The organism is Bradyrhizobium cedriense, assembly GCF_054602315.1.
In genome coordinates this window covers 377,253-402,586 of sequence record NZ_JBTSWB010000003.1, presented here as the reverse complement: position 1 = coordinate 402,586, position 25,334 = coordinate 377,253, and the positions used below count along the sequence as shown (strand labels likewise).

Sequence of the window (25,334 nt, the reverse complement as noted above, 5' to 3'; positions counted from 1 at the left end):
AGATGCCTGGAGTTGCCCTGATGAATGCCGAAACGCAGCAGAGGATTTTGGACGCCGTCGACAGCGGCTTCGAAGCTCAGCTTGCAGCCACCCGCGATTTCGTCGCAATCCCTTCGACCCGCGGGGCGGAGGGGCCGTGCCAGGACATGATCGGCGACCTCTTGCGCGAGCGCGGCTACGAGGTCGACGACTGGCACATCAATGTCGATGACCTCAAAGATCTGCGCGGCTTCGGTCCGATCGAGCACGATTTCTCCAAGGCGCGCACGGTGGTGGGTACTTACCGTCCGCAAACCAACGGCGGCAAATCGCTGATCCTGCAGGGGCACTGCGATGTGGTTCCGGCGGGCCCGCTGGAATTGTGGGATACGCCGCCCTTCTCGCCGGTCATCAAGGACGGCAAGATGTTCGGCCGCGGTGCCTGCGACATGAAGTCGGGCACGATCGGTGCGCTCTATGCCCTCGATGCGATCAAGGCGGCGGGCTTCAGGCCGACGGCGCGGATCCATTTCCAGTCGGTGATCGAGGAGGAGAGCACCGGCGTCGGAGCACTCTCGACGTTGCAGCGCGGCTATCGCGCGGACGCCTGCTTCATTCCGGAGCCGACCGGCGGCAAGATGGTGCGCTCGCAGGTCGGCGTGATCTGGTTTCGCCTGCGCGTGAAGGGGCATCCGACCCACGTTGCCTTCGCAGGTTCTGGCGCGAACGCGATCATGGCGGCGTACCACCTGATCCAGGCACTGCAAAAGCTCGAGATCGAATGGAACGAGCGCGCCAAGGCCGATCGTCACTTCAAGACGCTCAACCATCCCATCAACTTCAACCCCGGCATCATCAAGGGCGGCGACTGGGCCTCGAGCGTGCCGGCCTGGTGCGACGTCGACTGCCGGATTGCCGTGTTGCCGGGCTGGTCGATCGCCGATCACCAGAAGGAGATCATGGCTTGCGTCGCGGCCGCGGCGCGCAACCACCGCTTCCTCGCCAACAATCCGCCGGAGATCGAATGGTCGGGCTTCCTTTCGGAAGGCTATGAACTGACCGACGCCGCCGCGCCGGAAGCAGCGTTCGGCAAGGCCTTCAACGCCGTTTACGGCGGCGCGGTCGAGGATCTCGTCTTCACCGCGCTGACCGACACCCGCTTCTACGGCCTGAATCACGGTATCCCGAGCCTCTGCTTCGGCGCCAGCGGCGGCGAGATGCATGGCTTCAACGAATATGTCGACCTGGACTCGCTGAAGAAGACGACCAAGGCGATGGCCCTGTTCATCGCGGAATGGTGCGGGGTCGAGAAGGCGTAGCGATCGAGCGTCGCTCTTTCCGCCGTCATTGCGAGAGCGAAACGACGAAGCAATCCAGGCTGCCGTGCGGCAAGATTTGGATTGCTTCGCTTCGCTCGCAATGAGGGAGGCGGCCCGCCAGATCCCTATTCAGGCGGGAATAGTTGCCGCTCCGCTGCCCGAAACACGGGCGCGCGCAAATCCTTTAAGCTTAAAATAAAGACTAGGATGGCGGCCTTGCCGGTGGCAGACTGGTCTCCGCTTTGTTGGACTTGAGTCCGTCGAGGAAATCACGATGCGCGATTGGGATGACGCTTATGCCAATTCGGCCCATATCCCGGGCTCGGACAAGATGCCGGCGCTGTGGGCGGAGCGGGCGGCGACGTATCGCGCGGGACAGAGGGAGTTTCGTGCCGATATTCCCTATGGCGCCGGCGAGCGCCAGAAGCTCGACCTGGTCCTACCGGACGGCGACAGCAAGGGCCTCGTCGTGTTCGTCCATGGCGGCTACTGGATGCGCTTCGATAAATCGACCTGGACCGATCTGGCCGAAGGCGCGCGGCATCACGGCTGGACGGTGGCGCTGCCGAGCTACACGCTGACACCGGCCGCGCGCATCTCCGACATCACGGCCGAGATCGCCGCAGCCATCGCCAAGGCGGCCTCGCTCGTCGCAGGTCCGATCCGACTCGCCGGCCATTCCGCCGGCGGCCATCTCGTCACCCGCATGCTGTGCGACGACAGTCGCCTCGAGTCGGCCGTCTACAATCGCGTCGCCGGTACGCTCTCGATCAGCGGCCTGCACGATCTGCGTCCGCTCCTGAAGACCAAGATGAACGACACGCTGCGCATGACGATGGAGGAGGCGACGCTGGAAAGCGCCGCGCTGCATCTGCCGCGCGGGCGTTCGTCTGTGACCGCCTGGGTCGGCGCCAGCGAGCGGCCCGAGTTCATCCGCCAGTCCGATCTGCTGGCCAATGTCTGGACCGGCTTCGATGTGCCGACCCACCTCGTCGTCGAGCCCGGCCGGAACCATTTTACTGTGATCGACGGACTGAAGGATCCATCCTCGCTGATCACCGCCCGCCTGATCGGCCTCGACTGAGCAAAGCCCGGGAAGATAGATCGAAAGGACCTTGTCATGACGTCCAGCGACTACGATCCCACGAGCGAAGGCGCCGAGACTGATTTCGCCCGGAGAATGTCCTACGGCGACTACCTTGCGCTGGATTCGATCCTTGGCGCGCAGCATCCGCTGTCGGAGGCGCATGACGAGATGCTGTTCATCATCCAGCATCAGACCACGGAGCTCTGGATGCGGCTTGCCATCCACGAACTCAGCGCCGCGCGCCGGGCCATCGCCAAAGACGAGGTGCAGCCCGCCATGAAGATGCTGGCACGGATGTCGCGCATCTTCGAGCAGCTGAACGGCGCCTGGGACGTGCTGCGCACCATGACGCCGAGCGAATACACGCGCTTCCGCTCGCAACTCGGCCAGTCCTCGGGTTTCCAGTCGCGGCAATACCGGCTGATCGAGTTTCTGCTCGGCAACCGCAACCACGCCATGCTGAAGCCGCACGCGCACGACGCGGCGACGACGAAACTGCTCGAAGCCGAGCTTGCGACGCCAAGCCTCTATGACGAGGTGCTGCGGCTTGCGGACCGCAACGGGCTCAAGATGCCCGCGGCGGTGCTGGCTCGCGATGTTCGCGAGACCCACAGCTTCAACGAAGGCGTGCTGCAGGCCTGGCGTATCGTCTACGAGGCGCCGGAGACGCACTGGATGCTCTATGAGCTCGCCGAGAAGCTGGTCGATTTTGAGGACTATTTCCGGCGCTGGCGCTTCAACCATGTGACGACGGTCGAGAGGGTCATCGGCTTCAAGCGCGGCACCGGCGGCACCGGCGGCGTCAGCTATCTCAAGCGCATGCTGGAGGTCGAACTGTTTCCCGAACTCTGGCGCGTGCGCACCATTCTGTAGGGATGTCCATGACCAGGCTTCGCGTCTACGACGACACCAGGGCATTGTTCCATTTGCCTGACGGCGTGATCTATCTCGACGGCAACTCGCTTGGTGCGCTGCCGCTGGGCGTTGCCGAGCGCGTCAACCGGGTCATCACAGAAGAGTGGGGCAATGAGCTGATCCGCGCCTGGAACACCGCTGGCTGGTATGCCCAGCCGCGCCATGTCGGCGACCGCATCGCGCGGCTGATCGGCGCGGAAGCCGGTTCCGTGATGGTCGGCGACACGCTGTCGCTCAAGGTCTATCAGGCGCTCGCCGCCGCGCTCGACATGAACGCGTCGCGCAAGGTGATCCTGTCGGACACCGGCAATTTCCCGACCGATCTCTACATGGCCGAGGGTCTGATCGAAACGCTCGGGCGCGGCCATCAATTGCGCCTGGTGGCACCGGAAGAGATCGACTTGGCGCTGTCGGAGGAGATCGCAGTCCTCTACGTCACCGAGATCGACTACCGCACCGGCCGCCGCCACGACATGGCGAAGCTGACCGCGAAAGCACATGCGCTCGGCATTGTCACGGTCTGGGACCTTGCCCATTCCGCCGGTGCGCTGCCGGTCGATCTCGCCGGCTGTGGCGCCGATTTCGCCGCGGGATGCACTTACAAATACATCAACGCCGGCCCGGGCGCGCCCGCCTTCCTCTACGTCGCGCCGCGCCACGCCGATACTGCGCGCGCAGCCTTGTCGGGATGGATGGGCCACGCAAAGCCGTTTGCATTTGAACTCGCTTACGCAGCCGCCGGTGGCGTCGAGCGCATGCGCGTCGGTACGCCCCCAGTGCTGGCAATGGGGGCGCTGGAAGCCTCGCTCGACATCTGGGACCGCGTCGATATCGCTGAAGTCCGCGCACGCTCGCTGGCGCTCGGTGATCTCCTGATCGCCGAGGTGGAACACCGCTGTCCGTCGCTGAAGCTGGTGACGCCACGCGCGTATGCGCAGCGCGGATCGCAAGTCTCCTTCGCTTTCGATGGTGGTTACGCCGCCATGCAGGCCCTGATCGCCCGCGGCGTCATCGGCGATTTCCGCGCCCCTGACATCATGCGGTTCGGCCTCACGCCGCTGTACATCGGCGAAGCCGAGATCATGCGGGCGGCTGAGATCATCGAGGAGGTGATCAGGGGAGAGGTGTGGCGTCGGCCGGAGTACCAGGTCGTGAACGCGGTGACGTGAGGACGCCGGCCCAGCCGCCATTGCGAGGAGCCCGCGAAAAAATTGCGAAGCAATTTTGCGCTGATGCGATGAAGCAATCCAGAATCCCTCCGCAGTGACACGCTGGATTGCTTCGCTTCCCTCGTAATGACGGTGAGCAGATTGGGCGCGTTCATCCCCACAACGCCGTCACGATCGCATCGAGGCCGTCCGTCAGCGCCGCGGGTCCCGGCTGCAAAATGATCGGCGACTTGATCTCGGTGATGCGATTGTCGCGCACGGCCGGGATGCCGCTCCATCCGTCGCGCTGCTTGATGCGGGTGGGTACGACCTTCTTGCCGCACCACGATGCGAGGATCACGTCGGGCGCAGCCTTACGCACGTCGTCCGGTGAAATGATGCGATCCTTCGCCGCCTGCCGATGGCGCAAGTCCGGAAAGGCGTCCTTGCCACCGGCAATCTCGATCAGCTCGGACACCCATCCGATGCCCGAAATCAGCGGATCATCCCATTCCTCGAAATAGACCTTTGGCGGCGGTGCGGGGCGGGGCATTACTGCGATTGCCGCAAGGCGCCGCTCGAAGCCCCGCGCGAGGTCTTCCGCGCAGCCGGCGGCGCCAACCAGTGCACCCAGCGTGCGGATCATCGCCAGGATCCCGGCGATGTCGCGCTGGTTGAAGACGTGGACAGCGATGCCGGCGCGGACGAGGTCCGCGACGATGCCGGCCTGGAGATCGGAGAACGCGAGCACGAGGTCCGGCTCCAAGGCCAGGATTTTCGGGATGTCCGCTGAGACGAAAGCCGACACCCGTGGCTTCTCGCGCCGCACCTGCGGTGGGCGCACCGCATAGCCGGAGACACCGACGATACGGTCCTGCTCGCCGAGCAGATAGAGCGTCTCGACCGTCTCTTCGGTGAGACAGACGACGCGGCGGGGCGGGAAGTGGCGCATGGAGGGAGCATATGCGCAAACGCGGCGCATATGTCAGCACCGCCATTACCTCGGACGTCATTGCTTTGCCGCGCGAAGCAATTCACCCTGAGACAACAAGCAATTGGGAGGAGATGTGATGACGCCGCTCGATAGACTTAAAGCGATGAAGATGCCGTTCGCCGAGCTCAAGGGCGTCGAGTTCGTCGAGGCTGGGAAGGACCGCGTGGTGGCGCGGATGACGGTCCGCCCCGATCTCTGCACGCTTCACCACACCATCCATGGCGGGGCCGTGATGGCCCTGGCCGATTCCGTCGGCGCGGCGGCGACCGTGATCAATCTGCCCGAGGATGCCAAGGGCACGACCACGCTGGAGAGCAAGACCAATTTCATCGGCGGAGCCAAGGAGGGAACCACGGTCATCGCCACGGCCACTCCGGTTCATCGTGGCCGGAGGACCCAGATCTGGACCACCCGGCTGGAGACCGAGGACGGCAAGCTGGTCGCCGTGGTGACCCAGACGCAGCTGGTCCTGTAAGACTACGAGACTTTGATTCCATTAACGAATTAGTCGCTTTCGATGCCCGAAACTTGGGCAGGCCTCCGGCTTGAAAATTATGGTGCGATGCACAATATAGGAGACCTAGGGATTCGAACGCCTCCTCGAGGGACACCAAGAGGAGTTTTGACGTGGTACTTGAAGAGACCGTCCGGACCGCTCCCGGCTATGTACGGACCTTGATCCAGAAGGAAGAATTGCCGCTTCTGCGCGATCACCTGTTGAGGCTGGATGCCGGCAGCAGGCACGACCGCTTCAACGGCTTTCTCGACGACAGCTTCATCGAGCGCTACGCCGCCCGCTGCGCCGACGACGGCACCGTGATCGTTGCCTATATCGTCGACGGCATGGTCCGCGGTGCGGCCGAACTGCATCCGCCGGAGGGTGATTCCTTGCCTGAGGTCGCCTTCAGCGTGGAAGCCTCGGCGCGCCGCCAGGGTGTCGGCACCGCGCTGTTCCGCCGCCTGATCGCGGAAGCGCGCTGGAGGGGCTACAAGCAGTTGCGCATCACCACGGGCGCCGAGAATCACGCGATGCGGGCGCTCGCCAGGAAGTTCGGGGCGCATCTCGCTTTCCGCCACGGTGAATCGACCGGTACAATCGACCTCGCCAAGACGCCTGAGGCCGAGCTTGCCGATCTCGCGGCCTCGCCCTTCACGGCCGGGCACGCGCTTCTCAGCTTCAACAGCACTTGCTGGAAGCTGATCTCGAGCATGTACGGCAATCGCGCCGCATAGCCTGAAAATGGCAGACGGAATCACAAAGCGGACCGGCAAGGCCGGTCCGCTTTGTATTCTGGGCAGTGAAATGAACGTTCAGGTGCCGGTGCGCTTGTCGTTGCCGAAACGGCGCACGACGCGGCGTTCGACCACCACGGAGCGCTGCGCGCCCTGCTCGCCGGCGATCACGCGCGTCGCAGTGATACGGCTGTTGGTGCGGGCCTGCTTCTTCACCTCGGCCTGAACGACATCGAGCGGCATCCCCATCAAGGCTGCAGCGATTTCGGCCTGCTGAGCCTGGTCGTCGGTGATGCCGACGGCGGCGAAGATCGCCTCGTCCAGGGTGGGCGGATCGTGGCGGACGCGCCGCGTGCCATATTTGGTATTCCAGTCTGCGCTCATAACGGCCTCATCGTGATGCCGGGATACCTAGTGCCGAGAATGTTGCATTGCAATATGAAATCGGTGTGGCATCTCAGCTATGCACCGGTCGGGTGTCATGGCGGTGACGCAACACCTGCATCGGGCTCGACCCGCTGCTGCGGCCAGCGCTTCAGCGCGGCGCGTCCGGCTTCGGTGAGTGCGTAGATTCCGCGTTCAGCGCGTTCGAACCAGCCATACACATTGTTAAGCAAGATCTTGCCGGCGTCGGGACAGCGTTCGCGCAATTCGCGCACCCGCTTTGGGCCTTCGGAAAGCGCCGAGGCGCACGCCAGTGCCTGCTGCCGATAGGCCGTCATGATCGGTGCGCGGGTGCTGCCGCCGAGCACGGGATCGCCCTGGCGCCGCTGATGCTCGGCAACGAGCCGTGAGCGAATCTTCGGCTCGCGACGCGCCGCCGCTGTCGGCGGCTTCACCAGCACCTCGACCTGACCGCGATCGGTCACCCCGAGCATGCCGAAGCCGAGACGGCGGCAGAGATTGCGGTAGCGCGCGTCGCTCTCGCGTCCCTTGCCGCGTGCCGACATCTTCGCCGCGATCCAGACCTCATCGCCCGCCGGTGCGCGGTCGACCGCCTGGAGAATCAGCTCGAGATTGAAGGCGAGCTTGAGCTCGCCGACCACCACCACCGGCGGGTCGCCGCCGCTGAGGCCGACGAGATCGCAGCCGCCGATCTCGCCCTTCACCGTGAAGCCGAGCTCTTCGAGGAAGCGTTTGACGGGCAGGTAAAGCGCGGTTTCCAAGGGAGTTCCGATCGGAGAATCAGTTGCGGCTAGTCTAGAGCCTTCTCGGCTCCGATTGAATCCAGCCGGTGTTCGGACGATTCGAGCAAGACGCAATCATACCCGTCCTGCGACCGGGATCAGCGCGCCGGTGACGCCGCTCGCGGCGTCGCTGGCAAGGAACAGGATGACCTCGGCGAGTTCCTGCGGCGTCACCCATTTGGAGAAATCGGCTTTCGGCATGTCGGCGCGGTTGGCCTTGGTGTCGATGATCGAGGGCAGCACGGCGTTGACGGTGACCTTACCCTTCCACTCCTGAGCGAGCGCTTCGGTGAGGCGATGCACGCCTGCCTTCGAGGCCGCATAGGGCCCCATGCCGCTGCCGGCCTGGAGCGCGCCCATGGCGCCGATGTTGACGATGCGGCCAGCCTTGGACGCGGCGAGGTGCGGCAGCGCCGCGCGTGAGGCGTTGAGCGCGGTGAGCACGTTGAGCGCATGCATGCGCTGCCACGTTTTGATGTCGCCGTCGCCGACGGTCTCGAAGGCGAAGCCGCCGGCAATGTTGATCAGCGCATCGAGCCGGCCGAAATGTTTGGCCGCCGTCTCAACGGCCGTCTTCGCCTGCGCCGCGTCGGACAGGTCGACGCCGCCGATCTCGATGCGGCCAGCGCCTGTGGAGGCTTGCGAAGGCGCGTGATCGATGCCGGCCACGCGCGCGCCGCGTGCCAGCGCCATTTCGGCGACCACCTTGCCAAGCGCGCCGCTTGCGCCCGTCACGATCAGGACCTTGTCTTGCATCATCGTTCTCCCGGCGCGGGGCCTAAGATTGGAGATAGCGCTCCTTGAGCGCGGTCCGCTCTGCGGTGCCGAGCTTGAGCCCTTCGCGCAAATAGGTTTCGAGATCGCCATATTCGCTGCCGACCGCTTCGAGAGCGGCCGCCAGGTAAGAGGCCTCGACGCCGCCGATCGCGTCGAGAACATCGGCAGGAAGATCGGAGGCGTTTGCTGCGTCGCGCTTGTAGTGCCGGTTGGTCAAGAGGTAATCATCGGCAATGACGTCGTCAGGTACGCCCAGCGCATGCAGGATCAGCGCGCTGGCGAAGCCGGTGCGGTCCTTGCCGGCAGTGCAGTGGATCACGAGCGGCACGCAGTCTTCCAGAAGATGGCCGAACAGCGCGCGAAAACAGTGCGTGTTGTGGCGAACATAGTTGCGATAGGACTCGCGCATGAGTTCGAGCGCCACCGGCGCGGTGAGCGTGCCCCGGGCGAGTTCGGCGCGCAACGCGGCGACGACGGTTGGCTCGATCGGCAGGGAGTGCACCGTGATCTCGTTCACGACGCAGATGCCGGCTGCGCGCTCCTCCAGGCCACGGAAATCGAATGCGCTTCTGACGCCCAGCGCGCGGACGATCTCGACGTCGGCAGCGGTGAGCTGGCCGAGATGATTGGAGCGGAAGATGTGCCGCCAGCGCGTGATACGGCCATCGGTGGTCGGATAGCCGCCGAGATCGCGAAAATTGCTGGCGCCTTGCAGGGCGAGATGGCGGGCAGGGGAGTCTGACATGAGATCAGCTTCGATTATGTTCCACTGGACGTACGACGGGCGTCCTTGAGACCTAAGGGGGCAATCATGGGTCGGCAAAAGGCCATTCTTTTGGCGATCACGATGCTGGCGGGCGGAATTTGGTACGGGCGACAGGCTGATGCGCAGACGTTCCAGACCTATCGCTGTGCCGATGGTACCCGGTTCATCGTTGGTTTTTATGATGGCGACAAGCGCGCCTTTCTTCAGATCGACGGCGAACCCGTCACGCTCGCCAAGCGGTTGGCGGTTTCTGGCGTGCGCTATTCGGGGGGCGGTATCACACTGACCATTGGGAAGACGGGGGCCACCACGGTCAAGCACCTGAAGCGGCCGGTCACGGCCTGCGGAGTGACCTGAGCTGCGTCGCTCGTGGAAGAATCAAAAAAGGCCGAAACTTCGTTGTTTCGACCCTTTTCAAACTGCCGCCGGGCGCTTGCGAGGGCGCGGCGGTATCAAACCGGCCGTGGACATCAGCGATCCCACTTCGGCTTGGCTTCGTCGACCGCGTCCTGATGGTACCAGCTATCGCTGCAGATCGAGACGTTCGCAGGAAGCGAGGCGTGATCGGCAGGAAGGCGGGTCTCGCCATAGCGGCGTCCGGCAAGAGCCGCGCGGCCCCCGGCGGGGAATTGATAGATCTTCGCAGATCCATGACTCAGACCATTGTTCATCATTGCGATTTCTCCTTGGTCGAAGCGCCTTGGCCTCCAATGGTGCGCCCGACTCGTTCGATTGTGGTTACTGGAGTCCCCATATCGGCCGCGCTTCCCTCATTGGAAAGTGCTGAAAAGCAAATCAGTTGCCGCCCAATTTGTGGGCAGGTAGCCTTGTGCATCCTCCAAGGCACCCTCTCCGTGATCAACGCCTGGGCTATTCCAAAGGTTGCTGGGCACGACGCCAGACTTTACGAAAGTTGCGAGGCGTTGATGCGCGTTTCATCGGCACCATCCAGGGCGGCCTGATCTGCTGCAGAATCGGGCGATTTCCGCGGGGTTTTTGCGGTGCAGCTTCACGCGAAGGTGCGCGGCTATGACGCAGGCGGGGGTGGGTGGCACGCCTGGCGTCGGATCGATCGGGCGCGGGGTAAAACCTGCCGTACTGCGGCCTTTTGGCACGACAAATGCTTGTAAAGGGTCGGCCGATGATGGCCGGGTACAAAACGTTCAGGGGCCTCCGGGCCCCCAAACCTTTCGCATCATCTACAGAGAGGCTCAATGACCAAGTATAAGCTCGAGTACATTTGGCTCGACGGATATACGCCGACTCCGAATTTGCGCGGCAAGACTCAGATCAAGGAATTCGCGTCGTTCCCGACGCTCGAGCAGCTTCCGCTCTGGGGCTTCGATGGCTCCTCCACCCAGCAGGCCGAAGGCCACAGCTCCGATTGCGTGCTGAAGCCGGTCGCCGTCTTCCCGGACGCTGCGCGCACCAACGGCGTGCTCGTGATGTGCGAAGTCATGATGCCCGATGGCAAGACCCCGCATCCGTCCAACAAGCGCGCCACCATCCTCGACGACGCCGGCGCCTGGTTCGGTTTCGAGCAGGAGTACTTCTTCTACAAGGACGGCCGTCCGCTCGGCTTCCCGGCCTCGGGTTACCCGGCGCCGCAGGGCCCGTACTACACCGGCGTCGGCTACTCGAACGTCGGCGACGTCGCCCGCAAGATCGTCGAAGAGCATCTCGACCTCTGCCTCGCTGCCGGCATCAACCATGAAGGCATCAACGCGGAAGTCGCAAAGGGCCAGTGGGAATTCCAGATCTTCGGCAAGGGCTCCAAGAAGGCCGCTGACGAAATGTGGATGGCTCGCTACCTGATGCTGCGCCTGACCGAGAAGTACGGCATCGACATCGAATTCCACTGCAAGCCGCTCGGCGACACCGACTGGAACGGCTCGGGCATGCACGCCAACTTCTCGACCGAGTACATGCGGACGGTCGGCGGCAAGGAGTATTTCGAGGCGCTTATGGCCGCCTTCGACAAGAACCTGATGGACCACATCGCCGTCTACGGCCCGGACAACGACAAGCGTCTGACCGGCAAGCACGAGACCGCGCCGTGGAACAAGTTCAGCTACGGCGTTGCCGATCGCGGCGCTTCGATCCGCGTTCCGCACTCCTTCGTCAACAACGGCTACAAGGGCTATCTGGAAGACCGTCGTCCGAACTCGCAGGGCGACCCCTACCAGATCGCTTCGCAGATCCTGAAGACGATCGCGTCCGTGCCGACCGACAAGAAGGCCGCGGCCTAAGATCCTCCCGGCCCGGGCTGGGGGGCTGGCCCGGGTTGGTCTCAATCCGCCGGAGCTGCAAGGCTCCGGCGGATTTTGCATTTGGATCGAAACCGTTCCTGTCTCTGCCGAGCTCAGCTTCGCGAAACTTGTCCATCGCCGCCGAAAGCGGGATAGTGCTCCAGGATGCGCGCAGGGCCGGGGACACAGCTGGTGTTTGAAGGCTTCTACAAGGTGCGGTTTCAGCTCGGCGATGCCGTCGGCCGGAGCGTGATGCATGCCGGCAACGGCAAGATGCTCGGCGGCAATTCGGCCTTTGCGCATATCGGCACCTACGAGAAGACCGGCGATGGCGTGGACGTCGTGATCAATACCGTCCGCCATAACCCCGATCCGAACTACCGCGCTATGGCGGGCACCGACGATGCGACCTTGCTCGCCAAGGGCTGGGCCGACGGCGACCTCTATCGTTTCAAGGGCGAGCTCAAGGAGCTGCCCGGCGTGCCTTTCCAGTCGCTGATGACGCCGATCACCGAAGACGAAGTGCCGATCGCCGGCGGCGTCGGCGAGGCCGGCATCGCCGACGGTCTCTATTCGATCCATCTGCGCATGCTCGACGGACTCGACGGCGGCCTCAGCGGCGTGATGCTGCTCAACCAGGGCCGCATCCTCGGCGGCGATGCTGCGTTCCATTATCTCGGCAGCTACACCGCCGCGAAAGGACGCTGGAAGGGGCAGATTCTGAACCAGGAGCATACGCCGGCCAAGGACGATCCGATCTTCGGCGGCCATGAGGTCGGCATCGGCTTCTCCGGCAGCTACGATGCGGACCAGGCGGTGCTGGAGGCGACCGCGCTTGCCGGCAAGCGCAGTCTGCGCCTGACCGCCGCACTCAAGCTGATGCATCGCGCCTGATCGCGCCGGGAACTGCTCATGGAAAATGTCCGCATGCTCTCGACGCTCGGCCTGATGGGCGCGATGCGCAGCCTGTCCTCGGCCTTCGAGACTACGACGGGCATCCATGTCGATGCCGACTTCGCGCCGACCCTGGCGCTGCTCAAGCGCTTGCGCGAAGGGGAGACCGCCGATCTCGTCATCCTCACCCGCGAAGGGCTCGATGAGATGATCGACGAAGGGCGCGTGATTGCCGGCGGCGCGTCCGATCTGGCGCGCTCCTTCGTCGGCATCGCCGTGAGAGCCGGGCAGGCGCATCCCGAGATCGGCAGTGAAGCCGCGCTGCGCAGGACGTTGCTCGCGGCGCGGTCCGTCGCCTATTCGCGGCTCGGCGCCAGCGGCGTGTACTTCGCCCAGCTGATCGTGCGGATGGGCATTGAGGCCGAGATCAACGCTGGGGCCACCATCGTCGAGCAGGGATTCACGGCGGAGCGGCTGGTGACCGGCGAGGCTGACCTCGCCGTGCAGCAGATCAGCGAGTTGAAGCAGGTCGGCGGCATTGAGGTCGTGGGCCCGATCCCGCATGATCTGCAGACGCCAGCTGTGTTCTCGGCCGGCCGCATGGCGACTGCGGAACATGCCGAAGCCGCCGACCGGCTGCTGCGCTATCTGGCATCGCCTGATGTCGTGCCCGTGCTGCGCCAATCGGGACTCGAGCCTTGAATTTGCCGGGACGGGGACGCAACGTGATGCTCATGCGGACTTATCTCCTTGCCATTCTCTTCGCGCTCGCCGCGCCGCTGACGGCGCAGGCGCAAACGGCCGACCTCGTTCTGTGCGACCGGGTCGCTGCCGATCCCAGCGATCCCGACAAGCCGGCTGACGTGAAGGGCGTGGCGGAGATCGCTGCCGCCGACGTCGCGACCGCGGTCAAGTTCTGCAAACAGGCCGCAGCATCGTCACGGCGCGCCATGTTCGCGCTCGGACGCGCCTATGCCGCCAACCGGCAGACGGCGGAGGCGATCGCGGCCTGGCGCAAGGCCGCCGAAAAGGGATCGAGTGCGGCGATGGTCGAACTCGGCGTGTCCTATGCCACCGGTACGGGCGTTGCGAAGGACGATGCGCAGGCGCGAAAGCTGTTCGAGAAGGCGGCGCAATCAGGCAATCCTCGCGGTGTCAGCAATCTTGCCGCACTCGGCGGCGCAGGTGGCAGCGCGCCCGCCGATCCCGCGCAGGCGCGCGCGCTGCTCGGCAAGGCTGCCGAGACCAACGCTGAAGCGCAGTATCAGCTCGGCCTGATGCTCTCCGAAGGCGAGGGCGGTGCCAAGGACGATGTCGCGGCGCGTGCGCTGTTCGAGAAGGCGGCGGTGCAGAACCATCCCGGCGCGCTCGAGCGGATGGGCGCCTTCGCGCAGGAAGGCCGCGGCGGGCCCAAGGACAAGGACGCGGCGAAAGCCTATTACGAGCGGGCCGCGGCGCTCGGCGACGACGACGCCAAGAAGGCGCTGGAGCGGCTGCGCTGTCCCTATGCGATCAAGGACAAGCAGGGCAAGCTCGTCACCACGCTGTGCTTCTAACTCACTTCATGTAATAGGCGAGATCGTTGCGGGCGTCACGATAGGTCGTCTCGAGATAGAAGGAATGTGTTCGCGCGGCCTGCGCCACCGCGCGCGCCACGCAGTCCCCGAAATCGCCGTCCCAGTCGAAATGCTCGCTATACGCGTCCTCGAAATTGACGGCGGTGATGATGGCCTGCCTGATCGCCTCATCGTCAGCGCGCGGATGGGCGCGCTTCACATAGCCGAACATCGGCCCTTCATGGGCGTGGTCGCGTTCATATCGGCGTTTCGCGCTGAACTGTTCCGGCGTCAGCGTCCGATTGATGCGGATCTCCTCGGCGGTCGGGCGCCCCTCGATCGTGTCGAACCGGTAGCGCTGGCGCCAGAGCTCGTAGGCCGTATCGAGCAGCGGCTGCTTCGCCGCCCTGGCGATGATTGCGCTGATCTCGTCTTCTGCTGATGGCTGCAGCGTATCCATGCCACTTGGTCGCATGTCCGCGCAGGCGGGTTCGAACCGCAGATTATCGCGTGCTTGCGCCGACGGGATCGACGCCGCCCTTGATCGAGCGCAAGACTCCCGGGCGCCGCGCCGGCTTACACTTGGATCTCACGGGAATGGAGATCTGCGATGAGGCTCACGAGTTGGATACTGGCCCTGGCCGGCCTAAGCGCGATAACCGCCGTGGCAACGGCGCAGGACCTCAAATCGCCATCCTCGGACCTGTACGTCCCGCGCCTCGGCGACATCATGGGCATCGCGCAGACGCGTCACCAGAAACTCTGGCTGGCCGGCAAGGCCCAGCACTGGGAGCTTGCGGCCTATGAGCTGCGCCAGCTCAAGACCAGCCTGGTCGAGGCCGCCGTGCTGTACTCGGGCATTCCCGTCAGCAACGTCACGACGCTGGAGCCGTCGCTGCAATCGATCACCGACGCGCTCACGGCGAAGGACGGCCGCAAATTCGCAAAAGCCTTCGGCAATCTGACCGAGGGCTGCAATGCCTGCCACCGCTCGATGAATCGTAACTTCGTCATCATGAAGGTTCCTTCCGAGCAGGAGCCATTCGCCAATCAGCAGTTTGCGCCGCCGTCCAAGCCATGAACGAATGTCGAGCGCAGCGGGGTGAGTCCGCAAACCCGACAGGCGCGATTATGACTAGACGTCACTGAGGCGGGCGGGGTGTCCTCCAGAACAAAACCTCGAAAACAACCCCATGCACAGTAGCCAAGTCATTGAAATCGCTTATTGCTGATTTTACGAAAAGGATTATTGACCGGTCGGGCAAAACAGGGGCATGATGGCATCGTGGCGGGCGAACGTCCTGTGAGCGGTCCTGCGGAAAGCCGGTGGCTTCAGTGCGGCGGCGATGCTAGGTAGCCCGCAATCCCTTTTCAATTTCGTGGGTTCATTGCGTTGCTGGACGGGCTCTACAAGGTTGAATACGGCGTCAACGACGGCTTCGGCCGCAGCATCATGTGCCTGCATGACGGCAAGATGCTGGGCGGCAATTCGGGCTTCGCGCATCTCGGCACCTATCTCGAGCGCGACGGCGAGATCGTCGCCGAGGTGATCACCGAGCGGCACAACCACGATCCCAACTACAAGCCGCTGATGGGAGCGGACGTCGCCTCGATCGGGGCGCGCGGCCGGCTCCACGGCAACCAGATCCGTCTCGAGGGCGGCGCGGATACCATGCCGGGTGCCAGGTTCTGGGCCAATCTCACGCGGCTCGATGACGGTGTGCTGCCGTCACGCGGGACGATTGGCCAAGGCGGCATCGCCAACGGGCTCTACGGGATGAGCCTGCGCGCGCTCGACGGCGTTGATGCCGGACTGTCCGGCGTGATGCTGCTGATCGACGGCCGCATCCTCGGGGGCGATGCGTTCTTCTATTATCTCGGCTCCTATTCCTCGGCGGACGGCCGTTGGAAGGGCGAGATGCTGAACCAAGAGCACACGCCGGCGAAGGGCGACAACCCGGTGTTCGGCGGCCTTGAGGTGGGGATCGGATTCTCCGGAACGTGCAACGAGGACAGCGGCGAACTCGAAGGCATCGCGCTCGCCGGCAAGCGCAGCCTGCGCCTCGCGGCCTCGCTCAAGCTGATGCGGCGGGCGTAAACCACCCGCTCGCTCAATGGTAGGGAATGAACCTCGCACCCTCGGCGAGAAACTTCACGTCTGCCTTTATCGCATCGAGAAACATCGATCGCCTCGCATCTGACCCAGCCTGGCATGAGAGAGCAAATATCGTGCCGGCTCGGGCCGGCCATGCCGGCCGCATCGTGCAGCTTGGCTAGGGGGTCGATATTGTCAGCTGCTGGGCGGCGAAGCTGACGCTGTTGAAGAACTCGTCGACCAGCCGTGGAGCGCGAAATCGGTACAATCGGGCGAGCACGAGGTTCTGCGGCCGGTCCACATCGGCGACCGGCCGGGACGTCAGCGTACCATGGCCGCAGACATTATAGGGCGGCACAAAGTTCAGCAGTGCGAAGCCGAATCCGTTTGCCACGAGGCTGCGTACCATCTCGAACGAGTCGACGCGGTGCGCGATGGTTGGGCTGAGACCCCGATTTCCGAACAACGACAAGAAGTAGTCGCGAGTCCGGGGCTGATCGAGCAGCACCATCGGCAGGCCAACCAGATCAGACAGGGCGCAACTCTGACTGGAGGCGAGCGGATGGCCACTCGGCAGCACGACCTGGATGGGCATCGACCTTAACGGCAGGGCGTGAAGCGTTGTCGGAATATCGTAGTCGTAGACGATGATCAGGTCGAAACTTCCGTTGTGCAGACCGTCGAGCAGCGCTTCGTGCTTGTCCGCTCGCCATCGCATCTCAATGTCGGGATGCTTCTCCTGCAGGTCTCGCAACACCAGAGGAACCAGATAGGGCGCGATGGTTGCGAGGCATCCGACGCTGATGCGGCCAGCGGCTCGAAACGGGCCCCGCTGCGCAACAGCCTCGATCTCGCGCGCGTGGAGCAGAATGTTTCGCGCGTGAGCGGCGAGATCCTGTCCGGCCGAGGTCAGCACCAGGCCGCGCGCGTGACGCCGGATGAAGAGCTGTGTCTGAAGGAATTCCTCGATCTGGGAGATCGCAGTCGAGATCGAAGCGGACGACACGTTCAGGGTTTCCGAGGCGCGCAATACGCTCTCATGGTTCGCAGTTGCGAGAAAATAAGTGAGCTGTCGCAGCGATAGCTTGGGGACGGCCTCGCCAACTTCGATCTGGTCCCTGTATTTCTCGCTCGCCAACCGGCCGACCTCCTCAAAGGCTCTAATTTGGGGCATTTCCTGCTCTGATCGTGAGCATTACCGCTGTCCGAATGAGCAGTTCAAGATTTCCAAACTCATCGTGCAAGTAACTATTATTGGCAGAACCAGAGCCCCGCACAATACTCGAATGAGACTAATTCAAAAACCCGCGCGAGCGGACGAGGGCGGCGATGGTTGCGCAAAAGCAGTTTCTTACGACAGCCTATGGTGGCTATCTCAAGCGGGAGATACCTGGAGAGAACGTCGAACTCACGCATGTGGAGAAGGGGGCGCCAGCCGGCGAGCTGCTGCGGCGCTATTGGCAACCGATCGCGTTGACGTCCGAACTCTCGGACGTGCCCCTCGGCTTCCGCATGTTCGGTGAAGACCTTGTTGTGTTTCGCACCACCCAGGGCGAGTACGGCATCCTGGACCGGCATTGCAGCCACCGCGGCACGTCGCTGGAGTTTGGGCTGCCGACGGAGAATGGATTGCGTTGCTGCTATCACGGCTGGCTGTTCGGCGTGAATGGGCAGGTGCTGGAAACGCCGGGCGATCCCCCCGGAAGTGCGCTCAAGGACCGGCTGTTTCACGGCGCTTATCCCTGCAAGGAGTACAAAGGCCTGATTTTCGGTTACTTCGGGCCACCCGACAGCATTCCGGAGTTTCCAGTCTTCGACAGCTACGAGTATCCGGGCGACAAGCTGGTGCCGTACTGCATCACCTATCCCTGCAACTGGCTGCAGGTACAGGAAAACGTCATGGACCCCGCCCATGCCGTGTTCCTGCACACCCGCGTCACCTTTTCGCATTTCTCCGACACGTGGGGCGAATTGCCGGTGATGGACTTTGTCGAGACGCCGACCGGAATGATCTACGTCACCACGCGGCGTTGGAAGGACAAGGTCTGGGTCCGTTCCAACGACATCATCATGCCGAACCTCGCGCAGGTCGGGCATATCTGGGAGGATGGCCAGGATGCCAAGCAGTTCGGTCGCGTCGGCATCACCCGCTGGACCACGCCGATCGACAACACGACGTGCAAGGTGATCGGATGGCGGCACTTCCATCCCGAGGTCAACCCCCGCGGGATCGGCAAGGAAGAGGATTGCGGCCTGGAGAAGGTCGACTTCTACGGTCAGGGCGCCGGCGGGTCGTTCGAGGACCGGCAGCGTCTGCCGGGCGACTACGACGCCATCGTCACCCAACGGCCGATCGCGCTTCATTCGCTCGAGCACCTTACCTACTGCGACAAGGGAGTGGTGATGCTGCGCAAGCTGCTGCGTCGCGACATCCGGAAAGTCGCCGCCGGCGAGGAGCCGCCGCGCTCGACGCTCCGCTCGAGCGGGTTGATCCCGACATACTGCCACGACACAGTGTTGGCGATCCCGACGATCGCCGGTGTCGACGATCTCGAACTCCAGGAAGAGATCGGACGCCGTGTGACCGAGATCGTGATCGCGGGCGATCATCACGCCGCCGACGACAGACACGACGTCGTCCGCAAGCTTCTGAGCGAATACGAACGCACCGTCGCATCGCAGGCTGCGGCCTGAGCCTCGAATAAGAGAGTTTCAACGTGTCCAACAAGAGTCCCATTCATCCGGGTGCAGTGGCCTGGACCGGCGAGAATCCCGGCATCTATCTGAAGGACACGCAGGACGGTCCGTGGACTGGACTGATGTGCTTCTTCCGCATCTTCTACTCAGCGCACGGCATGGGCAGCGGAATCGTCGTGCTGGACAAGCCCGGCATTGCGAAGGGCCGTCCCGAGGTCGACAATTTCTGCATCAGCGACAACGAGCCGCTCGCCAGATATCTGATCGCCGAGTTCTTCTCGAAGTTTGCGTCCTTCCGGGTGTCTCCCGGCATCGGCGCGGTCACGCACCTGCCTTTGATCGAATGCCGCCGCGAAGGCAGCACGCTGTCGACCTACTCGGAGGTCGTGCGCGCCGCCGATGTCGAGGTGGTCGCGACCTGGTCGAAGCTCGGCGCGCCCTACGCGGTCGACATGCCCGCTGAAAACGGCCCAACGAAGCTCCACCAGATGTACAGCCTGTTCCTCGACGCGGGCGAGGGGGCCGTGACCATCAACGGCCGCCCGCTCGCCGGCAAGGTGATGCAGCGCGATTTTGCCGGGACACGCAAGAGCACGGCGTTTCTGGCGTTTTCCGAATCCTGGATGCAGGTCTAACGCGCGGAGGAAGGACTGATGTCCGACGCCTTACAGTTTCTCATCAGTGGACTGGTGGTGGGCAGCATCTATGGGCTGATCGGCGTCGGTTTCACCTGCATCTACAACGTCACCGGCATCGTCAACTTCGCGCAAGGCGATTTCGCGATGGTGGGCGCGATGAGTGCGATCGCGCTGAATGTCGCTGGCGCGCCCCTGTGGCTGGCGATCCTGCTCGCCATCGTAATCACCAGCGTGGTGGCGGTGCTGATCGAGCGCACAGCCATTCAGCCTGTCCGCGGCGACGTCATGCGCGGGATCATCGTCACCATTGGGGTGGGGGTGGTGCTGCAAGGCATGGCAGCGATCGTCTGGGGAACCGACGCGCAGCCAATGCCGGCGTTCTCGGGCGAAAAGCTGATCCACTTCCTGGGCGCGACCGTGATGCCGCAGTCGCTGTGGGTCATCGGCGTTGGCATCGTGGCGATGGGCGGGCTCGACCTGCTGTTTCGCCGCACCTATCTCGGCCAGATGTTCCGGGCCTGCGCCATGAATCCATTCGCAGCGCGGCTGGTCGGAATGAAAGTCGAGACCATGAGCCTGGTCGGCTTCGTCATGTCGGGTGCACTCGGGGCAATCGCCGGGATCGTGGTCGCGCCCATCGCGCTGACCCAATACGACAGCGGCCTGCAACTGGGAATAAAGGGGTTCGTCGCCTGCATCGTCGGCGGCTTTGGCGGGCCGGTCGGCGCCGCGGTCGGCGGCCTCGTGCTCGGCGTGCTGGAGGCGTTCTCCGCAGGCTATGTTTCCTCCGGCTACAAGAACGCGATCGCCTTCGCGCTGCTGCTCGGCTTTCTGCTGTTCCGTCCCGGCGGGCTGCTCGGCGACTATGATCGGGTGCGCGCATGACGTGGTGGCGCGTCCTCGCACTGATCGTCGTTCTGCTGGCTTGTGCCGCGATCGGCAATGGCTATGTGGTGAGCCTGCTGGTGGTGATCGGCTTGCAGGCACTCCCTGCCATCGGCTTGGCGTTGATCGCCGGCTTCACCGGCCAGATCTCGCTCGGCCACGCCGCGTTCTATGGCCTCGGAGCCTATGGTGCCGCGCTGATCGGAAGATGGCTTGGTGTCCCCGCCTGGGTCGATATCCTGCTGTCAACCGCGCTGGTGGCTTTGCTGGCCTGGGCTATCGGCTGGCTGGTGTTCCGTCTCAAGGGACATTACCTGGCGATGGCGACTCTGGCATTCGGCATCATCGTTCAGATTTGTTTCACCGAAATGCACGGCGTCACGGGTGGTCAGGACGGGCTGTCGGGCATCCCACCGCTGAGCCTGTTCGGATTCACGCTGCGCAGCGATCTCGCCATGCTGTCGGTGGTCGGGGCGGCGACGATCGCCGCGATCCTCGGCGCGCAGAATCTCGTGGCCTCGCCCACCGGCCTTGCAATGCGGGCGATCGCGGAAAACGAAGCCACGGCGCGCTCGGTCGGCAACAACGTCCAGTCCATCAAGCGTCTGATCATGATGGTGAGCGGCCTGTTCTGCGCGCTCGGCGGCGGCCTCTACGCGCATTATATCGGTTATCTCAGCCCGGGCCCGTTCGACGTCGGCTTCTCGATCAAGCTGTTGCTGATGGTGGCGATCGGAGGTTTCGCCGATGTCTGGGGCGTGCTGCTGGGCGTCATCTTCATCACCATTATCGGCGAGCTTCTGAAGCCGCTCGGCGCCTACGACATCGTGGCTTACGGGGCGCTGCTGGTCGTCAGCGTGATCTACTGCCCCAACGGATTGTTGCGCGCTCTCGGGACGATCGCGAGGCGCGCCCGGGGGACGGCGACCGCGGGGAGCACGCGATGAGCGGTCCGTTTCTCTCGGTCGCGGGCGCCTCGGTGAGCTTCGGCGCGTTCCGTGCGCTGACCGACGTCAGCTTCGACGTCCATGGCGGTGAGCTCGTCGCGCTGATCGGCCCGAACGGCGCCGGAAAGACCACGCTGCTCAACGTCCTCTCCGGCGAGATCGCTCCGCAGACCGGGGTGGTGCGGTTCGACGGCGAGACCATCACCGGCGAAGCGCCCCACAGCGTCGTCGCCCGCGGACTGGCGCGTACGTTCCAGGCAGCCGAGCCCTTCCAGCAACTCACGGTGCGCGAGAACGTGATGGTTGGCGGCGTCGCGCATCATCGTCTCGGTCTGCTGTCCTCGATCATCGGCCGCGGCGCGGCGCTGCTCGATCATGGCAGTCTGAGGTGCGAGGCCGACGAGCATCTCGCGGCGGTTGGATTGACCGACCTCGCCGATCAACCAGCATCGGTTCTGACCGCCGGGCAGCGACGGCTCCTCAGCATTGCGCGCGTGCTCGCCTCCGGTGCACGTATGCTCGTGCTGGACGAGCCCGGCGCCGGCCTGAACGATCTCGAGAAACGGGCGCTCGGCGACATCATCCTGTCACTCTCGCGCGCCGGCAAGACCATCCTGTTCATCGACCACGACATGCCCCTGGTGAGCCGGCTGGCGCGCCGCATCCTGGTGTTGGACCAAGGCCGCATCATCGCCGACGGCGAGCCGGTGGAAGTGCGCCGAGATCCGCGCGTGCTCGATGCCTATCTGGGTCGTCGCGACGCTCCGCCGCAAGCGACGAAAGTGACCCGCGCCGTCGCGCCTCCGTTGCTCGAAATCGACGGTCTTGGCGTCAATTACGGCGGCCTGCTCGCGCTGGATCGCGTCTCGCTCGGGATCGGCCGCGGAGAGATCGTCGCGCTGGTCGGCGCCAATGGTGCTGGCAAGAGCAGCTTGCTGCGGGCGATCGCCGGAGTGGAGAACTGCGCCGCCGAAAAGATGATGTTCGGTCAGATGGACCTGCGTGGCACTGCGGCGGACCAGCGTGTGGCGAGCGGCATCAGCCTTGTGCCGGAGGGGCGTGCGTTGTTCCGCTCGCTCACGGTCCTTCAAAACCTCGCGGCGGGACGCTACGCGCTGCGCCGCGCGCGCGGTTTTCATCACGTCATCTGGCGAAGTTCCGCCGAGCGGATCAGCTTCGAGCAGCGGCTGGAGACGGTGTACGAGCTGTTTCCCGTGCTCAAGGAGCGTGCCGACCAACTCGCCGGTACCCTCAGCGGAGGGCAGCAGCAAATGGTGGCGATCGGCCGCGCCCTGATGGGCGAGCCCAAATTGCTGATGCTGGACGAGCCGTCGCTTGGCCTCGCGCCGCAGGTGCTGACCGAGATTCTGCGCTGTGTCGAACGGCTGCGCGAGCAGGGGCTGACGATCCTGCTGGTGGAGCAGAACGTGACCGCGGCCTTGTCCATCGCGGACCGCGGCTATGTGCTCGCGAACGGACGGGTCATCGCAGAGGGGCCTGGTCGCACGCTGCTTCAGGACCGCCACCTCACCGAGGCCTATCTCGGGTCGAGCGAGGCCGGTGTGGACGGAGCCGAAGCGGGCCGTAACGTCGTCGCGATCAACGGAGGCTGAATTGCCCGATCCATCCGCCGTCGCAGTCGAAACCGACCTTCACCCCGCCGATCGCGCCGCGCTCACGCGGATGCATGCGGTGCGGCCGGTCTGGCGCGGCGTCGCGGCGGCACGCGACGTCATGGTGTTTCCGGACCGGACCATCCTCCATGCCGGCCCTCCCGTCCGCCCCGATGCGGTTGCGGCGCCGATCGTCAACAGTGCAGTGATGGCAATCCTGTTCGAGCGCTGGGCTTCGGACGAGAGTTCGGCCCGCGCGATGCTGACGCGCGGCGAGGTTCAATTGGCGCCCGCGCAAGATTTCGACGCGGTCGTGCCGCTCGCCGCGGTGCTGTCGCCCAACATGGCGGTGCAGATCGTCACCGATGCCGCCGAACCGGCGAACGTCGCTTTCAGTCCGCTCAACGGAGGGATGGCGCTGGCGCAGCGGCTGGGGCTGTGCAGTCGCGAGGTGCTGACCCATCTGCGCTGGATGAACGGCAATCTTGCTGCGACGCTGGAGATCGTCGCCGACCGGGATATCTCCCTGATCGAGATTGCCGACCGCGCGCTGATGGACGGCGACGATTGCCATTCGCGAACCTCCGCTGCGACACGCAATCTGATCGAGCAACTCGCGCCGCGTCTCGGTGGCGATACGCCGGAGCGTCGCTTTCTGGACAGGGCCTCGGCCTTCTTCCTGAATCTCTGGATGGCGGCGGTGAAGTGCATCGCCAAGGCCGGGGTGGGGGAGGGCAGCAGCATTGTAACTGTGCTCGGCGGCAACGGTATCGATTGCGGCGTCAAGCTCGGCGGCAGCGGCGCGCGCTGGTTCGTCGCGCCGGCAGAGCCGCCACAGGGCAATCTGCTGCCCGGCTTTCAGAGCAGCGACCGCCTCGGCGCGATCGGCGACAGTGCCCTGGTCGACGCCATGGGCTTCGGGGCCATGACCGCAATGTCACTGCCACGAGCCGGCGGGCCCGCGGCTGAAGCCGCGGAACTGCTGCCCGCGATTCATCCCGGCTTCGCGCGGAGCGGAATCAGAGTCGGGACGGTCGCTCGGAGCCTCGCGCGCGGCGGCTCGCCACTCGACATCGTACTCGGCATTCTCGACCGCAAGGGAAACAACGGCAGGATCGGCGGCGGAATCTTTCGGCCGCCCTCGGATCCGTTCGCCGAAGCCGTCACTTCGCTCGTACCTACGACTTCCTAACCCAGGGGATCTGATGATGACGACCAAAGCCATACTGGCTGCTCTTGTGCTCATGACGTCCGTCGCCGGAGCGCACGCGGAAGACACGATCAAGATCGGTGGCCTGCTCGAGACATCCGGTCCCTTGGCCTCGCTCGGCCAGCCGGGACTCGAGGGCGCGATGCTCGCGATCGAGCAGATCAATGCCAAAGGCGGCATCGCCGGCAAAAAGCTCGAACTCGACAACGTCAACACCGAGGGTGACAACACCAAATCGGTCACTGCTGCCAAGCGGCTGCTGGAACAGAGCGCCGTGGTCGCCCTGGTCGGCCCGATGAACAGCGGTTCGTCCTACGCGATCATCGACACGGTTCAGAATGCCGCGACGCCCATGATATCCAATGGCGGCTCCCGCGGCATCGTACTGCCCGCGCAGGACAAAAAATGGATGTTCCTGTCGCCGCTGACCGACGTGTTGGTTCAGAGCGTCATGATGAACGACATGCGCAAGCGCGGAGCCAAGAAGATCGCGCTCCTGTATGCGGATTCTCCGTTCGGCACCAGCGGTCGCGATCAGCTCGTCAAGAATGCGGACTCATTCGGCCTGACCATCGTCGCCCAGGAATCCTACGCCAATGCCGACAAGGATATGACGCCGCAGCTCACCAAGATCCGTAGCGCGCAGCCCGATGCGGTGGTGATCTGGGCGACCGGTCCTGGGCAGGCGATCGCAGCCAAGAACTATCGTCAGCTCGGCCTAGCCGCGCCCTTGTACATGTCGCACGCCGCCAACGATTTCAATTTCCTCCGGCTGGCCGGCGGATCAGCTGACGACGTGCTGATCCCGTCGTCGAAGATCTACGTGATCGACTCGCTCAAGGATTCCGATCCGCAGAAAGCGGCTCTGCGAAGCTTCGTAACGGATTATCAGAGCAAGTACGGCAAGCCGCCGGCGACCTTCGCGGGGAACGCCTACGACGCCGTCAACATGATCGCGGCGGCGATCGGCAAGGCGGGGACCGACCGCGCCAGAATTCGGGACGCCATCGAAGGCCTGAAGGACTATGTCGGCGTGACCGCGGTGTATTCCTATGGTCCCGACGATCATTTCGGCGCCAAGGCCGACAGCGTCGTGATGCTGACCGTAAAGGACGGCAAGTTCACGCTCGCGCAGTGAACGCCGT

Annotated in this window: 28 protein-coding genes; 20 read left to right on the top strand and 8 right to left on the bottom strand. The window is 64.2% G+C overall.

Annotated features, from left to right (window positions below):
- Positions 1–20: 20 nt before the first annotated feature.
- The 4 genes from ACYCVF_RS13590 to kynU all read left to right on the top strand — a co-directional run bounded on the left by ACYCVF_RS13590 (position 21) and on the right by kynU (position 4,469).
- The gene (locus tag ACYCVF_RS13590) at positions 21–1,298 is read left to right on the top strand and encodes an ArgE/DapE family deacylase (protein ID WP_459596009.1); all 1,278 of its coding nucleotides are present in this window, start codon (positions 21–23) and stop codon (positions 1,296–1,298) included.
- A gap of 274 nt (positions 1,299–1,572) precedes the next feature.
- Positions 1,573–2,382, top strand: a complete 810-nt coding sequence (locus ACYCVF_RS13585) for an alpha/beta hydrolase (protein WP_459596008.1) — start codon at positions 1,573–1,575, stop codon at positions 2,380–2,382.
- A gap of 36 nt (positions 2,383–2,418) precedes the next feature.
- Positions 2,419–3,258, top strand: coding sequence for a tryptophan 2,3-dioxygenase (kynA, locus tag ACYCVF_RS13580; RefSeq protein ID WP_459596007.1), 840 nt, complete (start codon positions 2,419–2,421; stop codon positions 3,256–3,258).
- Between the two features lie 8 nt (positions 3,259–3,266).
- The gene (kynU, locus tag ACYCVF_RS13575) at positions 3,267–4,469 is read left to right on the top strand and encodes a kynureninase (RefSeq protein ID WP_459596006.1); all 1,203 of its coding nucleotides are present in this window, start codon (positions 3,267–3,269) and stop codon (positions 4,467–4,469) included.
- A 151-nt stretch (positions 4,470–4,620) separates the two neighbouring features.
- On the opposite strand, the gene ACYCVF_RS13570 is transcribed toward kynU, so the two are convergent.
- On the bottom strand, positions 4,621–5,400 hold the full coding sequence (locus ACYCVF_RS13570; protein ID WP_459596005.1) for a cobalamin-binding protein: 780 nt from the start codon (positions 5,398–5,400) through the stop codon (positions 4,621–4,623).
- A gap of 118 nt (positions 5,401–5,518) precedes the next feature.
- Here ACYCVF_RS13570 and ACYCVF_RS13565 point away from each other — a divergent pair, with 118 nt between their 5' ends.
- Complete coding sequence (locus ACYCVF_RS13565) at positions 5,519–5,917, top strand: PaaI family thioesterase (RefSeq protein WP_459596004.1); 399 nt, start codon at positions 5,519–5,521, stop codon at positions 5,915–5,917.
- A 152-nt stretch (positions 5,918–6,069) separates the two neighbouring features.
- Complete coding sequence (locus ACYCVF_RS13560) at positions 6,070–6,675, top strand: N-acetyltransferase family protein (RefSeq protein WP_459596003.1); 606 nt, start codon at positions 6,070–6,072, stop codon at positions 6,673–6,675.
- 78 nt (positions 6,676–6,753) lie between these two features.
- Here the strand turns inward: ACYCVF_RS13560 and ACYCVF_RS13555 are convergent, their stop codons facing one another.
- The 4 genes from ACYCVF_RS13555 to ACYCVF_RS13540 all read right to left on the bottom strand — a co-directional run bounded on the left by ACYCVF_RS13555 (position 6,754) and on the right by ACYCVF_RS13540 (position 9,384).
- Positions 6,754–7,059: a hypothetical protein gene (locus ACYCVF_RS13555; RefSeq protein WP_028182079.1), complete on the bottom strand. Its 306-nt coding sequence runs from the start codon at positions 7,057–7,059 to the stop codon at positions 6,754–6,756.
- Between the two features lie 95 nt (positions 7,060–7,154).
- Positions 7,155–7,841 (bottom strand): DUF2161 domain-containing phosphodiesterase, encoded by a 687-nt coding sequence (locus tag ACYCVF_RS13550; protein ID WP_459596002.1) that lies wholly within the window; start codon positions 7,839–7,841, stop codon positions 7,155–7,157.
- A 96-nt stretch (positions 7,842–7,937) separates the two neighbouring features.
- The gene (locus tag ACYCVF_RS13545; protein WP_459596001.1) at positions 7,938–8,618 is read right to left on the bottom strand and encodes an SDR family oxidoreductase; all 681 of its coding nucleotides are present in this window, start codon (positions 8,616–8,618) and stop codon (positions 7,938–7,940) included.
- A gap of 22 nt (positions 8,619–8,640) precedes the next feature.
- Positions 8,641–9,384 carry a tyrosine-protein phosphatase gene (locus ACYCVF_RS13540; RefSeq protein ID WP_459596000.1) on the bottom strand — a complete coding sequence of 248 codons (744 nt, stop codon included), beginning with the start codon at positions 9,382–9,384 and terminating at the stop codon, positions 8,641–8,643.
- Between the two features lie 66 nt (positions 9,385–9,450).
- Here ACYCVF_RS13540 and ACYCVF_RS13535 point away from each other — a divergent pair, with 66 nt between their 5' ends.
- Complete coding sequence (locus ACYCVF_RS13535; protein ID WP_459595999.1) at positions 9,451–9,762, top strand: MliC family protein; 312 nt, start codon at positions 9,451–9,453, stop codon at positions 9,760–9,762.
- Positions 9,763–9,875: 113 nt separating this feature from the next.
- Here ACYCVF_RS13535 and ACYCVF_RS13530 read toward each other — a convergent pair whose 3' ends face one another.
- Positions 9,876–10,079 carry a DUF2735 domain-containing protein gene (locus ACYCVF_RS13530; RefSeq protein WP_459595998.1) on the bottom strand — a complete coding sequence of 68 codons (204 nt, stop codon included), beginning with the start codon at positions 10,077–10,079 and terminating at the stop codon, positions 9,876–9,878.
- Between the two features lie 540 nt (positions 10,080–10,619).
- On the opposite strand from ACYCVF_RS13530, the gene ACYCVF_RS13525 reads away from it, so the two are divergent.
- The 4 genes from ACYCVF_RS13525 to ACYCVF_RS13510 all read left to right on the top strand — a co-directional run bounded on the left by ACYCVF_RS13525 (position 10,620) and on the right by ACYCVF_RS13510 (position 14,104).
- Positions 10,620–11,654 carry a glutamine synthetase beta-grasp domain-containing protein gene (locus ACYCVF_RS13525; RefSeq protein WP_035672635.1) on the top strand — a complete coding sequence of 345 codons (1,035 nt, stop codon included), beginning with the start codon at positions 10,620–10,622 and terminating at the stop codon, positions 11,652–11,654.
- A gap of 192 nt (positions 11,655–11,846) precedes the next feature.
- Positions 11,847–12,548 (top strand): GrlR family regulatory protein, encoded by a 702-nt coding sequence (locus ACYCVF_RS13520; RefSeq protein WP_459595997.1) that lies wholly within the window; start codon positions 11,847–11,849, stop codon positions 12,546–12,548.
- An 18-nt stretch (positions 12,549–12,566) separates the two neighbouring features.
- Positions 12,567–13,250, top strand: coding sequence for a substrate-binding domain-containing protein (locus tag ACYCVF_RS13515; protein WP_459595996.1), 684 nt, complete (start codon positions 12,567–12,569; stop codon positions 13,248–13,250).
- A 32-nt stretch (positions 13,251–13,282) separates the two neighbouring features.
- Positions 13,283–14,104, top strand: a complete 822-nt coding sequence (locus ACYCVF_RS13510) for a tetratricopeptide repeat protein (RefSeq protein WP_459595995.1) — start codon at positions 13,283–13,285, stop codon at positions 14,102–14,104.
- Position 14,105: 1 nt separating this feature from the next.
- Here the strand turns inward: ACYCVF_RS13510 and ACYCVF_RS13505 are convergent, their stop codons facing one another.
- Positions 14,106–14,564 carry a hypothetical protein gene (locus ACYCVF_RS13505; RefSeq protein WP_459595994.1) on the bottom strand — a complete coding sequence of 153 codons (459 nt, stop codon included), beginning with the start codon at positions 14,562–14,564 and terminating at the stop codon, positions 14,106–14,108.
- Positions 14,565–14,714: 150 nt separating this feature from the next.
- Between ACYCVF_RS13505 and ACYCVF_RS13500 the strand changes: the two genes are divergently transcribed.
- Complete coding sequence (locus ACYCVF_RS13500) at positions 14,715–15,185, top strand: hypothetical protein (RefSeq protein WP_459595993.1); 471 nt, start codon at positions 14,715–14,717, stop codon at positions 15,183–15,185.
- Between the two features lie 312 nt (positions 15,186–15,497).
- Positions 15,498–16,202 (top strand): GrlR family regulatory protein, encoded by a 705-nt coding sequence (locus ACYCVF_RS13495; RefSeq protein ID WP_459595992.1) that lies wholly within the window; start codon positions 15,498–15,500, stop codon positions 16,200–16,202.
- A 175-nt stretch (positions 16,203–16,377) separates the two neighbouring features.
- On the opposite strand, the gene ACYCVF_RS13490 is transcribed toward ACYCVF_RS13495, so the two are convergent.
- A complete protein-coding gene (locus ACYCVF_RS13490; protein WP_459595991.1) occupies positions 16,378–17,373 on the bottom strand; it encodes a LysR substrate-binding domain-containing protein in 996 nt (331 codons plus the stop codon).
- Between the two features lie 155 nt (positions 17,374–17,528).
- Between ACYCVF_RS13490 and ACYCVF_RS13485 the strand changes: the two genes are divergently transcribed.
- The 7 genes from ACYCVF_RS13485 to ACYCVF_RS13455 are packed head-to-tail and all read left to right on the top strand — an operon-like array spanning position 17,529 to position 25,327.
- The gene (locus ACYCVF_RS13485) at positions 17,529–18,893 is read left to right on the top strand and encodes a Rieske 2Fe-2S domain-containing protein (RefSeq protein WP_459595990.1); all 1,365 of its coding nucleotides are present in this window, start codon (positions 17,529–17,531) and stop codon (positions 18,891–18,893) included.
- 23 nt (positions 18,894–18,916) lie between these two features.
- Complete coding sequence (locus ACYCVF_RS13480) at positions 18,917–19,531, top strand: hypothetical protein (RefSeq protein ID WP_459595989.1); 615 nt, start codon at positions 18,917–18,919, stop codon at positions 19,529–19,531.
- An 18-nt stretch (positions 19,532–19,549) separates the two neighbouring features.
- On the top strand, positions 19,550–20,419 hold the full coding sequence (locus tag ACYCVF_RS13475) for a branched-chain amino acid ABC transporter permease (RefSeq protein ID WP_459595988.1): 870 nt from the start codon (positions 19,550–19,552) through the stop codon (positions 20,417–20,419).
- Positions 20,416–21,366, top strand: coding sequence for a branched-chain amino acid ABC transporter permease (locus tag ACYCVF_RS13470; RefSeq protein ID WP_459595987.1), 951 nt, complete (start codon positions 20,416–20,418; stop codon positions 21,364–21,366). The genes ACYCVF_RS13475 and ACYCVF_RS13470 overlap by 4 nt, the downstream gene beginning before the upstream one ends.
- The gene (locus ACYCVF_RS13465; protein WP_459595986.1) at positions 21,363–22,979 is read left to right on the top strand and encodes an ATP-binding cassette domain-containing protein; all 1,617 of its coding nucleotides are present in this window, start codon (positions 21,363–21,365) and stop codon (positions 22,977–22,979) included. Before ACYCVF_RS13470 ends, ACYCVF_RS13465 begins: the two co-directional genes overlap by 4 nt.
- A 1-nt stretch (position 22,980) precedes the next feature.
- Entirely contained in the window at positions 22,981–24,171 is a 1,191-nt protein-coding gene (locus ACYCVF_RS13460; RefSeq protein ID WP_459595985.1) for a YlbE family protein, read from the top strand.
- A gap of 13 nt (positions 24,172–24,184) precedes the next feature.
- Entirely contained in the window at positions 24,185–25,327 is a 1,143-nt protein-coding gene (locus ACYCVF_RS13455; protein ID WP_459595984.1) for an ABC transporter substrate-binding protein, read from the top strand.
- Positions 25,328–25,334 lie beyond the last annotated feature (7 nt).